The organism is Aquimarina sp. TRL1, from assembly GCF_013365535.1.
GTDB classification, from domain to species: domain Bacteria; phylum Bacteroidota; class Bacteroidia; order Flavobacteriales; family Flavobacteriaceae; genus Aquimarina; species Aquimarina hainanensis.
In genome coordinates this window covers 5,260,591-5,273,355 of sequence record NZ_CP053590.1, presented here as the reverse complement: position 1 = coordinate 5,273,355, position 12,765 = coordinate 5,260,591, and the positions used below count along the sequence as shown (strand labels likewise).

At 35.0% G+C, this 12,765-nt stretch carries 12 protein-coding genes; 6 read left to right on the top strand and 6 right to left on the bottom strand.

Translation table 11 applies throughout. The features are described from left to right. Positions 1-40: 40 nt before the first annotated feature. A complete protein-coding gene (locus HN014_RS21685; RefSeq protein WP_176030920.1) occupies positions 41-1,594 on the bottom strand; it encodes a right-handed parallel beta-helix repeat-containing protein in 1,554 nt (517 codons plus the stop codon). Between the two features lie 216 nt (positions 1,595-1,810). Here HN014_RS21685 and lpdA point away from each other — a divergent pair, with 216 nt between their 5' ends. Further along, positions 1,811-3,217 carry a dihydrolipoyl dehydrogenase gene (gene lpdA, locus HN014_RS21680; protein WP_176030919.1) on the top strand — a complete coding sequence of 469 codons (1,407 nt, stop codon included), beginning with the start codon at positions 1,811-1,813 and terminating at the stop codon, positions 3,215-3,217. Positions 3,218-3,286: 69 nt separating this feature from the next. On the opposite strand, the gene HN014_RS21675 is transcribed toward lpdA, so the two are convergent. Continuing rightward, complete coding sequence (locus HN014_RS21675; RefSeq protein ID WP_176030918.1) at positions 3,287-3,997, bottom strand: LytTR family DNA-binding domain-containing protein; 711 nt, start codon at positions 3,995-3,997, stop codon at positions 3,287-3,289. A 92-nt stretch (positions 3,998-4,089) separates the two neighbouring features. Further along, a complete protein-coding gene (locus tag HN014_RS21670) occupies positions 4,090-5,148 on the bottom strand; it encodes a sensor histidine kinase (RefSeq protein ID WP_254884059.1) in 1,059 nt (352 codons plus the stop codon). A gap of 269 nt (positions 5,149-5,417) precedes the next feature. Between HN014_RS21670 and HN014_RS21665 the strand changes: the two genes are divergently transcribed. Beyond that, the gene (locus tag HN014_RS21665) at positions 5,418-5,846 is read left to right on the top strand and encodes a MotA/TolQ/ExbB proton channel family protein (protein WP_176030917.1); all 429 of its coding nucleotides are present in this window, start codon (positions 5,418-5,420) and stop codon (positions 5,844-5,846) included. A 134-nt stretch (positions 5,847-5,980) separates the two neighbouring features. Here HN014_RS21665 and HN014_RS21660 read toward each other — a convergent pair whose 3' ends face one another. The 3 genes from HN014_RS21660 to HN014_RS21650 all read right to left on the bottom strand — a co-directional run bounded on the left by HN014_RS21660 (position 5,981) and on the right by HN014_RS21650 (position 7,600). Beyond that, on the bottom strand, positions 5,981-6,469 hold the full coding sequence (locus HN014_RS21660; RefSeq protein ID WP_176030916.1) for an Lrp/AsnC family transcriptional regulator: 489 nt from the start codon (positions 6,467-6,469) through the stop codon (positions 5,981-5,983). Between the two features lie 92 nt (positions 6,470-6,561). Continuing rightward, positions 6,562-7,068 (bottom strand): SRPBCC family protein, encoded by a 507-nt coding sequence (locus HN014_RS21655; protein WP_176030915.1) that lies wholly within the window; start codon positions 7,066-7,068, stop codon positions 6,562-6,564. Between the two features lie 16 nt (positions 7,069-7,084). Next, positions 7,085-7,600, bottom strand: coding sequence for a GNAT family N-acetyltransferase (locus HN014_RS21650; protein WP_176030914.1), 516 nt, complete (start codon positions 7,598-7,600; stop codon positions 7,085-7,087). A gap of 564 nt (positions 7,601-8,164) precedes the next feature. Between HN014_RS21650 and HN014_RS21645 the strand changes: the two genes are divergently transcribed. The 4 genes from HN014_RS21645 (at position 8,165) to HN014_RS21630 (ending at position 12,753) form a co-directional block, all read left to right on the top strand. Further along, entirely contained in the window at positions 8,165-10,771 is a 2,607-nt protein-coding gene (locus HN014_RS21645; RefSeq protein WP_254884058.1) for a M1 family aminopeptidase, read from the top strand. A gap of 76 nt (positions 10,772-10,847) precedes the next feature. Then, complete coding sequence (locus HN014_RS21640) at positions 10,848-11,693, top strand: esterase family protein (RefSeq protein WP_176030913.1); 846 nt, start codon at positions 10,848-10,850, stop codon at positions 11,691-11,693. A gap of 32 nt (positions 11,694-11,725) precedes the next feature. Then, positions 11,726-12,091 (top strand): polymer-forming cytoskeletal protein, encoded by a 366-nt coding sequence (locus HN014_RS21635; RefSeq protein WP_176030912.1) that lies wholly within the window; start codon positions 11,726-11,728, stop codon positions 12,089-12,091. Between the two features lie 284 nt (positions 12,092-12,375). Next, positions 12,376-12,753, top strand: a complete 378-nt coding sequence (locus HN014_RS21630) for a hypothetical protein (protein WP_176030911.1) — start codon at positions 12,376-12,378, stop codon at positions 12,751-12,753. Positions 12,754-12,765 lie beyond the last annotated feature (12 nt).

Genomic DNA, 12,765 nt, shown 5'->3' with positions numbered 1-12,765 from the left:
ATGATCACAATCCGTGATGCGAAGTTTTTAGAGGAGCATATTACTCCTTGGTATCATCAAAAGCAGCACTTTCATAGGCTCCGATATCAGGAGCAGAAACACTTCTTTCAGTACCCGTAATATCTGTTCCCTGAGAAGGAGTACTTGCCTTTCCGTTTGCCGGAGACGAATCATCGATAGTAAGCTTGTTTTTTATAGGCTTATAAAATAGAGGGTCTTCATTAAAGAGCATGTTTTTGTAGAGGTTCTCATTAGAAAAGTCATACAATGGATTGTCTTTAAATTGTTCCTGAGGATCACTGAAGCCTACCAGGCAATGTTCGAAACTGTAATTAAAAGCAGCCTGATCACTTTTGCCAAGTAATAATTCGATAGGCTCATTCCCATAGATGATACAATTTTTAAAATCAGCTTGAATCAAATCTTTTTGTTCAATAGTATTTTCATCAATCTCAATAAAATTAGAAATGGATACGGCTGGGTATTGTCTGGCACTAAACCCCCAGTAGTTAGCAAAGGTACAGTGATTAAAATCATACCGCCCTCCGTAGGTACAGGCTAAGGAAACTTCTCCAGAGTTATTAATCACCAGGTTTTCTCCTTTGATATGTCCGGTTTTGGCAAGAATTCCAACATTAGAGCTATTGTATATCTGAGAATTTTGTATTGTTAGGGTAGGGACATCTGTACCATCGTTAGAGTCGATTAAAATCCCTACAGTAGCATTCTTAATGGTGGTATGTGTTATCTGGTGTCCGGTACTACCTTTAGTCAGCCAGATTGTTCCCCATTGTCCAGGAGTATCCGAGAAACTATCTTCAAGACGATCCCCCTGAATAATCACTTCATTTTCCAAAATCTCGGCATCCGCACTGGGGGCTCCGTTGACTAATAGGGTAGCCTTATCAGGAACGATAAGCCCTGAACCTTGATGAAAATGAATTCTTGCTCCCGCATCAATAGTTAACGTTTTATTATTGGGAACCGCAGCATATCCATAAATAACGTATGGTTTCTCATTGGTAAAATGTAATTGCTCTTCTGTGAGAATAAACCCTTCTATTCGTATTTCATTATTGTCATTGTCAACGCCTAATAATAAGGTTTCTATTTCACCAGTCATAGTATTTCGTGAAGGGTGTAAAAAAGTAGCATCCTTTATCAGAGTTACCAAATCCACATCTTGTTGGGCTCCTTCTTTATCAAATAAGATTTTATCAGTATAGAGAAATTCCAGTTCATTGGTTTGCTGCGTAATATCAGTTGTTGTTTCTACGAAAACGAAAATACTGTCCTTAGCCAATACCTGAATATCTGTAAAAGAAGTACCTGCGATACCATCAACATTGAGTCGGTAGTTAGAGGTTTCTCCTCGTTCCAAAGAGATGGATGGGATAGAGAGATCATTACTGGTACGATTGTATACTTTAAAACTGTAGGTGCTGGAGCCTATATTCGTAAATACAGTATCAAGGAACAAGGTGTCGGTAGAGAATTCCAGATTTCCGGTACTGGGATCTGCTTCAAAATCTTTTCGGCAGGAACTCCATAAAATAAGAATACAAAGCAACAATAACGACGTTAGATATCTCATAATTTGTTTAGGTTATAAAAGAAAAAGAGATCGAATTTATAGCTTCCTGAAAAGAAAATAAAATCAATATCAGTTCTGTGTTAAAAGTATAACTTTTTGATGACTACTAATATTGTTCTAAATAATAAATTTGATGAAGTTATCCTTTCTGTAAGAATGAAAACATTTGTACATTTGCTTTAAGTAAAATAAATAAGCACAACATAATAATCTATTATGAGTACATATGATGTAGCCGTTATCGGCTCTGGACCTGGAGGCTATGTGGCTGCCATTCGATGCGCCCAATTGGGTATGAAAACTGCAATCATAGAGAAGTATTCCACTTTGGGAGGAACTTGTCTGAATGTAGGATGTATTCCCAGTAAAGCATTGTTAGATTCTTCTCATCACTACGAGCATGCCGTAAAACATTTTGAAGATCACGGAATAGAAATTCCAGGGGAAGTAAAAATCAATCTGGAAAAAATGATCGCCAGAAAACAAGCGGTAGTTGATCAGACCTGTGATGGAGTGAGTTTTTTGATGAAAAAGAATAATATTGATGTTTATGAAGGAGTAGGAGCATTTAAAGATGCGACACATCTGACAATTACCAAAGCAGATGGTTCTTCAGAAGAAATAGAAGCAAAGCACAGTATTATCGCTACAGGATCCAAACCATCTACCTTACCGTTTATTTCTCTGGATAAAGAACGAGTAATTACATCTACAGAAGCTTTAAAATTAAAAGAAGTTCCAAAACATTTAGTTGTTATTGGAGGAGGAGTTATTGGATTGGAACTGGGGCAGGTATACAGAAGATTGGGAGCAGAAGTATCTGTAATAGAATATATGGATAGAATTATTCCGGGAATGGATAAATCTCTGGCTAGAGAATTACAGAAAGTAATGAAAAAGCAAGGAGTAAAATTCTATACCTCTCACAAAGTAACCAGTGTAACTACTTCTGGGAATGAAGTAAAAATTACAGCAGATGATAAAAAAGGAAACCCAGTAGAATTTACAGGAGATTACTGTTTGGTTTCTGTAGGGCGTCGTCCGTATACCGACGGTTTAAATGCCGAAGCAGCAGGTGTAAAAATAAACGAAAGAGGACAGGTAGAGGTAAATGATCATTTACAGACGTCTGCATCTAACATCTATGCTATTGGAGATGTGATCAAGGGAGCTATGTTAGCACATAAGGCAGAAGAAGAAGGAGTATTTGTAGCAGAAACTTTAGCTGGTCAAAAACCACATATTGATTACAACCTGATTCCTGGAGTTGTATATACCTGGCCCGAAGTTGCTGCTGTTGGAAAAACAGAAGAAGAACTAAAAGAAGCCGGAGTGAATTATAAAGCAGGGCAATTCCCGTTCAGAGCCCTGGGAAGATCGAGAGCTAGTGCAGATCTTGATGGATTTGTGAAAATATTAGCAGATGCTACTACAGATGAGGTACTGGGAGTGCATATGGTAGGAGCTCGTTGCGCAGATCTGATCGCCGAAGCTGTTACTGCTATGGAATTCAGAGCATCTGCAGAAGATATCTCTCGTATGTCTCATGCACATCCGACCTTTACAGAAGCGATCAAAGAAGCTGCGTTGGCTGCAACGGATAACAGACCATTGCATATATAGACAAAACTTTTTTGAACGAAATAAAAACAAATAAAAGCCTTTAGGAGTATTTTTCCTGAAAGGCTTTTTTTATATGGTGTCTAATCTAGATAACACTTCCTGTTTATAATTTCTGCTGATAGGAATGGATTTACGAGCAATGACAACTTCTTCATTGGAATAAGAAGTAATTTTAGAAATCGCTATGATATATGAGCGATGGATTCGTAAAAAATCTTGTTTAGGCAATCGCGATTCTATGTTGCTAATAGTCTCCCGCGTTGTAATAACAATATCAATACAGTGAATTTTTAAGTAGTCGCTGTAACTTTCTATGTATAGAATATCAGAAAAGGTTACTTTCTTCATGCGTCTGTCTGACCGAACAAAAATAAAATCATGTGTTTTATTCTTATCAGAAGTATCTGAAATATTAGTGTGATATACATCAAAATAATTATTGACAGCTTGCAACAATCGTTCAAAAGAAATAGGTTTTAACAAATAATCCACTGCGTGAAGATCAAAACCGTCAATTGCATATTCCCTATAAGCTGTAGTGAAAATAATTTTACAGTTTTTATGAATAGAACGGGCAAAAGAAATACCTGATATTTCTGGCATATTAATATCCAGAAAAATTAAATCCACCTGGTGTTGGCTGAGATAATTAAATGCTTCAAGAGCATTTGCACAACTCATCAATACTTCAATACGATCAATTTTGGATAAGTGCGATTGAATAATTTCCCGGGCAGTAGGTTCATCATCAACGATAATACAAGAAATAAGATTTTTCATGAAATTGTTCTAATTAAGTTATGTTTTGAGGAATACTGTAGCGTGGTAGGGTAAAAAAATATGCAGTATAGGTAGATTGTTTTTATTGTCATCTAGGGAGTGAATCGAAGCTCTGTATGATACCATTGATTTGTCTGTGAGATCGTGAGTTGATGTTTGTCTTTGTACAATAAAGACAGACGCTTTTTTAGATTTTGTAATCCAATACCTTCTTTAGTATTAACAGGAGAAGATTTAACAGAATTTTTAACCCGGAAGCAAACTTCTTTATTGATATATTGAAGTGAAATATGAATAGATAATTTTCCATCGCTGATATGACCGTGTTTAAAGCTGTTTTCTACAAAAGGGATGAATAACATAGGAGGAATTTTTAAGGTGTTTTTGCCCTGTGGCAGTTTTAATGAAATATCCAGTGTATCCCGGAATCGCATTTTTTCCAAAGCAATATAATCCTGCATATGATCGATTTCTTCTTCCAGTGTTACCATGGGCTTATTAGATTGGTACAACAGATAATCAAGTAAATTAGCTAGTTTAAGAATCATATCCGGAGTATCTTCAGATTTTTTTAAAGCAAATCCATAGAGTGTGTTTAAAGTGTTAAAGAGAAAATGAGGATGGATTTGCATTTTTAGATACTGAAGTTCCTGTTTTTTAAATTGTAATTGGGTTTCTAAAATTTTGTTTTGTAGGTTTTGATTAGTGGCTGTGGCGGTATAATTATGCTTGATCAGGCTGAATGCACTAAATAATATAACAATGAGATAGACAGCTACCATGACAAATAGGATACTTTTGCTCATGGGAGCCATTCCGGCAGTTTTTAATTCCGATAAAAAGATCAATCCATAAAAAATGGAGATAATAATAAAATACGTAGATAATACCAGCGTATAAATACTGTATAAAATAAGAAGGCCGTATCTTTTAGGGAGGAGGTAAGTAGGGATAATGTAATAATTAAAAGTATAGGTAGTTGCTATGGTTACAGGCATTAAAAATGCCGAAAAAGAAAATACATACTGAAAGTTAGTGCTTTGATGACCAAAAAAAACGATGTAAAAAACCAAGACTCCAACCCAGAAAATACTGTGAAGCAGAAGTTGCTGTATCTTGCGTAAAATGAATTTTTTAGAAATCATCAGCATACAATATCTGTATTTTTTATATTTAAAACATGTTTTTTTACATAGAAAACAGCTTTAAAAAGGGATTCTACTGGCTAAGTAGGGGATTTGGGGATTGTTTTGTTTGCCTATGGGGGGGCAGTATTTCAGTGCCAGTACAAACATAAGTATATTCTAAATCCTTATTATCAAGTAAAAAAGCAGTAAAAAACCGTTGTTAGTCGCAGAAAAAAGAAGCCAGCCCTAAAACAACTTAGTTTTGATCTCAAATAATGATTAAAAAATAAAATATGATGTCTATACTATTTACGAGTCTGTTACGAGTTTCTTTTTTTTCTACTGTTTATCAGCGTATGGAAGAAGGAGGTATTACTTCTATGAGTATTTTGATGTTATTGTTAATGCTGTGTATTGCAATGATCATAAAAGGAATTATTCATTTTAAAAAAGGATCTCTACCCACTGATAAAAACAGTAGGTTGATTAATTCGATTGGATTATTAGCCTTAATTATTGGCGTGTTTAGTCAATTATTAGGGCTGATAAGCGCCTTGGATCACTTTCATTTTTTAGAAGGTGCTTCTCCAAGTGTATTGGCAGGGGGGCTAAAAACTACTTTCTTACCTACACTATTAGGGACTTTTATCTTTATTATAGCCAGAATTGCCACAACTATTTTTATTTGGTTGACCAAAGAGAGACAAGAAGAAGGTGTTTAGAAAAAAACAGAAAATAAGGTGAGCAATAATACCAATAAACTTATCAAAGAAAAGTGTACTAAAAAGAAGAATTAAGCAACGTAGGTTTCTTAATTCTTCTTTAAAGAAATTATTGAATAAAGAATGCTGTTTTTTTAGATAGGAACAGCATACGATTGTTTGACCTTTTCCATTACAAAAGTACTATGAGCACTACCGATATTTTCAATAAGCCCTAATTTATTCAGTACAAAGTTCTGGTAGTGTTTCATATCTTTGACCAAAACCTTTAATAAAAAATCATAGTCTCCAGATATGTTATAACACTCGATTACTTCTGCAAGTGATTTAATATCTTTAATAAAGTTATTTCCAATTTCTTTTGTGTGTTGTTTTAAGGTAATATTACAAAATACAGTGAGACCACTGTTTAGTTTTTCCGGACTGAGTACAGCAACATATTTTTTAATATATCCGTGATTCTCCAGTCTTTTGACACGTTCGAAAACGGGCGTAGGGGATAATTGAACCTTTTGAGCAAGCTCTTTGGTAGTGATGTTAGAGTTTTCCTGCAGCAGTTTTAAAATCTTGATATCAACATGATCTAATCTCTCTAGAGATGGTCTTTCGGTTTTAAGAAACATAAAAAATGGGTTAGTGGTTACTACTTGTGAACCTCTAATTTATGTTTTTTTTGCCTATTAATTGCTTTTTTGTAGGTTTAATTTTCTGTTAATTAGTAGTTTAGTGGTTGTTTGGGCTTTTGATAAGGATTGAGAATTGCTTTCCATTGATCGGATTCTGCAAATGTTTTGATGTACTGATTTCTTTTTATAAGAAGCGTTGTCATGTATTTTTGTAAGAAAATGATGTCCATACATACTCCGAGAATACCAAAAGGAGCAGTATAATCAAAATAATCTGTAAGTAAGGTATCGGAACCTACTGTAGAAAAATGATGTTCATGCCTGAAACGCTTAAAAACTCCCTGTACCATCTCATCTACAAAATAGTCAGGAGATTGGTAAGCAGTGATTTTAGATGTTAACGTCTGAAAAACACCCAAATGCTTTGCTCTCCAAGTAACTTGTTCTCCTAATTCGATTAGTCCAGAAGTTTTTCCAGCAATGGCTTCTTCTTTTGTATGGGCGGTTGAGATTTTGTGTAAGTCAATACTTCTGGATAAGTCAAAAACTATTTTTTTATCTGCTTTAATTATGGTTTGTAGTGCTATAGTAGGCATAGGTATATAGAAGTCATTAAGGAACTTTTAATTCGAATAAAGAAACAGTAGCATTGTGATAATGAGCAGGTAGTTTTTCTGTGTTTTTTAATGAAGAAAGCCCTAAGAAATCGAAGCCACATTTTTCGTAATAGGTAATTAATCCGCGGTTTTCTCCAACGGTATCCATCCGTATAAACTGCTTATTGTGGACTTTAGCATATTCGATCGTCCAATTGACTATTTTGCTTACCAATTGATGTCCCCGATATTCCGGATGAGTCGCAATTCTATGAATGTAGATTGCAGGATCTTCATTTTTTTCTTCCCAGATATAAGGGTCGTCAAAAGTAATAGCCCATACGCAGGCAACCTGATTATCTATAAGTATTTTCCATTGGCGTTGTTCCTCGATTTCTTTTGTTATTAATGAAGGGGCAAATTCAGGCCAGGGAACAGCCGATTTTGTTTTTTGGTATGCGGTAGCAAAACGATATAGCCGAAAGATTTCTTCTATATCATCTAGTGTGCTATTAACTATTTTTATAGACATATTATAAGCTTAGGATCTCTTAGAATGTAGAAACATTAAAACAATTAGGACTGTTTCATAGTTACTGCATCATTGTATGATGATCTACTGTAATCAGTATTGATTTCAAGATAGTGAAAACGTGATATATCGGTAGTGTTCTTGTTGTTTTTAACGTTTAGAAAATGATGAACTAGTCCCAAAATAAAAGCCTCACCCCGAATTCGTAACGGAGAAGAGGCTTTTGCACAGTCGGAAAACAACATCCATTAGAGGTTTCAGAAAAGACCCCGAACTGCTCTAAGAATGTTGTGTACCATCTTCTATAGACCAAAGGGTATGCCAAAAATGAATATATTAAAATGAGGGGGGTGTTAAGTTGTTGTTTATTAGGTGTTTGTTTTTTTTATAAAGTGTAGTTTTATAGTTTTTGACACTGTAGAAATAGCAAGAAAGAAGAAAGGAATACTGTATAAAATATATCATAATAAAACATTTTTTATAAAGTAATGGTATCAGATAAATCTCAAGGAAAAAATTATGCTTATTTTACACCATATTGAATAACCCCGCAAAAAAGAACATATGATTTCTCATAGATACAAAAAAGCTTTTCTTTCTATACGAATGATGCTTGGGTGTATGATAGTTGTGTTTATATCTTGTAACTCATCAGTTCAGAAAGAAATAAAAGTAACAAAAGGAGTTTCCGAGGAATTGGCAGCAAGTCGGAAGCAACAAATAAAAGAGGTACTGTATACATTATCTTTTGATATTCCCAAAGAGCAAGAAAAGCCAATTCATGCTCATCTGCAATTAGAGGTAGATATATCAGATGTAGCGACCCCTTTGATATTAGATTTTGAAGAAAAGAGAAAAATGCTTCAATCCCTTTCTGTAAATGGAAAACCTGTAACCATTAGACATCAAAATGGACATTTGATTATAGAAGCGTCCTATCTGGTAGCGGGAAAAAATAGTATAGCAATTGATTTTACAGCAGGAGAACTTTCGCTTAACAGGAATAAAGATTATCTGTATACGCTGTTGGTACCGGATCGGGCTAGAACTCTTTTTCCATGTTTTGATCAGCCAAATATAAAAGCAGCATATCAGTTGACTATCAATGCTCCCAAAGATTGGAAAGTGATTTGCGGTGCACCCTTAGAAAGAACAGAAGAAAAAGGCAATCATATTCGTTATGAATTTGGAACGACAGCAAAGATAAGTAGTTATTTATTTTCTTTTGTAGTAGGAGCCTTTCAGCAGGAAGTGCAAAATCCCGGAATTTTTGATATGACAATGTTGTATCGGGAAACTGATACTGTCAAAATAAAAAGTAGTATTCCTAAGATATTTGATCTTCATCAACAGTCTATAGATTTTTTACAGAAATACACGGCGTATCCTTTTCCGTATTCCAAGATGGATTTTGCTACTATCCCAGGATTTCAGTACGGGGGAATGGAACATGTAGGAGCTATTCAATATAGAGAATCTATATTATTTATGGATAGCACAGCTACTCTCAATCAGCAATTGAGAAGAGGTAAACTAATCGCTCATGAAACAGCACATATGTGGTTTGGTGATTTGGTGACAATGAAGTGGTTTGATGATGTGTGGATGAAGGAGGTTTTTGCTAATTTTATGGCAGATAAGATTATGAATCCGGTATATCCGTCAATCAATCACGAACTTTCTTTTCTAGCAGATCATTATCCGGCAGCTTATAGTGAGGATCGTACCAGAGGCGCTACGCCTATACGACAAAAATTACCAAACCTTAAAGATGCAGGCACTTTATATGGACAGATTATCTATCATAAGTCTCCGATTATGATGCGACAGTTAGAAACAGCTATGGGAACCTCTGCATTTCAGGAAGGAATACAAGAATATATACAGACGTATGCTCATGATAATGCTGATTGGAACCAACTAGTACAAATACTGGATGAGAAAACTCCATTAGATATGAAGCAATGGAGTAATGTCTGGGTTCATCAATCCGGACGTCCTGTTTATACAGATCAACTCATCTATGATGATAAGGAAAAGATTGTTTCTTATACAATTACACAACAGGCAGAAGATGCAACGGATAAAATATGGCCGCAACAATTCGAGATTGCTTTAGTTTATCCGGATAGTATTGCTACACTGGCAATTACAAGCACTCAAAAGGATACTCGTATTGATCAGGTCCAGGGGTGGCCCAAACCTCAGGCAGTACTCTATAATACTGATGGATATGGATATGGTGTTTTTCCAATTGATGTAACACGATTACAATTGATTCATAAACTTCCGAAGGCAGTGTCTCGTGGAGCTTCTTATATCAATATGTACGAAGCCGTATTATCAGGAACAATAGATGCAGCAAAAGCAATTCAATTTTTTATAAAAGCACTGCATCAAGAAAAAGAACCCCTGTTAATACGGATTTTGACAGGAAATATCCGCTCTCTTTTTTGGAAGTATCTACCCGTTTCTCAACAGGCAAAAGTTGTAGAGCTAATAGAACCTACCGTATATAGATTATTACAATCAAACATAGGTAGTGCTATAAAGAAGCCTCTTTTCGGGTTGTATAGCGCTATTGCCTATACTCCAGCGGGGAAAGACCGGCTATACAAAATTTGGAATAAAGAAGTAGTCATAGATCAGTTGTTACTCAATAAAGATGATATTACTAATTTGGCAATGCAGTTAGCTGTTTTTGAACATGAAAAACAAGAAATAATTCTTCAAAAAACTCAAGAAGGGTTAAAAAATCCAGATAAGAAAAAACGATTTACTTTTCTACTACCGGCATTGTCTTCTGATGTTCAGGTTAGAGATGCCTTTTTCGAATCGTTTAAGGAGGTATCTAATCGGGAAAAAGAATCCTGGGTTCAGACAGCGGTACGGTTGATACATCATCCATTGCGACAGGAGGAAGCGGTCAAGCATTTGGATGTAAGCTTATCCTTAGTAGAGGAAATACAGCAAACAGGCGATATTTTTTTCCCAAAATCCTGGTTGAATAATACCATTGGGCAATACAGTTCTGAAGCAGCATATAAAAAACTTTCTCACTTTTTACAAAGTAAGCCAGAGTTTAGCCCGGTCTTAAAAAATAAATTGTTACAAGCTACAGATGCTTTATATCGAGTACAGAAGTTGCATAAAAAGAGTATTTCTCAATAGGCTATAGAGTATACAGTTAATAAGAGAATAGGTAGTATAAAAACGGAACAGCTATTGTTGTTGTTTAGAAAATAATATGATGAGGTATATAGGAATCTTTTTAGTAATGATAAGTAGTGTATATGCACAGCATTCTACGGTAGTTACTTCGACTTTTTTTTCTGATGCGGCAGGGAAAGATATTGCTTATCAGGTATACTTACCCGATAACTACAAAAAGCATAAAGATTCGCTAGCAATACTTTATGTATTACATGGGCATGGAGGAAGTGAAAAAGATTGGATGCATTCCGAAAAGGGACGATTACCATTCTTATTAGATAGTTTAATTACAATTCGAAAAATACCTCCGGTATTAGCTGTGACGATTAATGCAGAAAACAGTTGGTATATAGATCATGAACTTCCGATGGAAGAACTTTTTATACAGGAGTTTATCCCTATAATAGAAGAGCGGTATACATCTCCCAGAACCCGGGATAAAAGAGTTATAGCAGGAAACTCAGCAGGAGGTTTTGGGGCTTTACGTCTGGGGATGAAGTACCCTTCGTTATTTCATTCAGCCATTTTATTGAGCCCGGCGGCTTATTATCCGCAGCCACCTTTACAATCCTCATCACGCCGTATTCCGGCATTTGCAACTGAAGGTGTTTTTGATCCCCAAAAATGGGATGCCTGTTCTTATCCATATTTATTAGAAGCTTATAAAAAACAACAGTTACCAGTACGATTTTTCCTCTCTACAGGTGATGACGATCCTTTTGATATTGTGGAAGTAGTCATAAGCCTTCGTACTTTTATGAAAGCAGAAAAGATACCTCAGGAGTTGAGTATTATTAATGGAAGACATAGTTGGGATGTGTGGCGTTCGTGTCTTACGCGGGATATACAGCGTGCGTTTAACTCTCCAAATAAATTTTGAATATTTAGTTTTTCAGGAAGTAAAAAAATAAAATGAAGACTCAAGGTAGTACTCTGTTGGAAAAAATAAAATTCTTTTTTTGTAGATACAGTTTTAAGGAAATAGAAACATTTTCGGAAGCAGCGGTAGAACTTACAGAAAATGTAATTTTTAAAGGAAAACATGTCGGAGTTATCAAAGTACATACACCATATCGTTTTATTCATAAAGGTACGATAGATGGGACATTAATAGTTTCTGAAAAATCCAAAGCAATTATCTTTGGAAAAATAAAAGGAGCTATTATTTCTAGTAGTGTGATTTGTTTACGAAAAGGTTGTGAAGTAGAAGGGGAATTAATCACTAAAAAAATAAGTATTGCTCCGGGGGCAAAAATTAATATAAATACAGAAAAATAAGGTATAATAATTTATTTTAGATTCATTCAATTTTAAAAACAATATGTCAGGATTTTTACCTCAATTAAAAGAATATATAAAGAATATATAGAATCCGGTGATGTAAAGTCGGCAGAAGCTATTTTGCCAATTGTCGATATAGAGGAAGATTCCTATGAATATGTCACTTTTATTATTGAGCTAAGAGCACTTGTAGCCTCTTATTATAAAGAGAAAAAACAGTTGGAATTGCTTGCGATAATACAATTGATTGCCACTTCAGAGAAACTTCCTTTTACAGAAAATTGCCACAATATATCGATTTGATATCTAATGCGATAGGAGGGATTGTTGTACTGGATAAAAAATACGATCGGGAAGAGCTTTTAAAACAAGTACTAAATAAACTACCGAAAAAGAATCCTTATGTGGCAAACCATGAAGGAATTAATTATAATCTTGCTTGTTTCTATGCTATAAATGGACAGAAAGAAGAAATGATAGAATACATAAGAAGAGCCCGGTTTTATTTTGAAGCCGATAAGTTTTTACAAGATCATAGTTTTGACCAGTATAAAAAAGAAGCTTTTTTCAAGAAACTGCTCAACAGTACAGGAGATGCTGCATGGATTTGGTGGACACAAGCTTGGCCCATTATGGAGTGGTATGATGAGTCGAATTAACCTTATTTGATG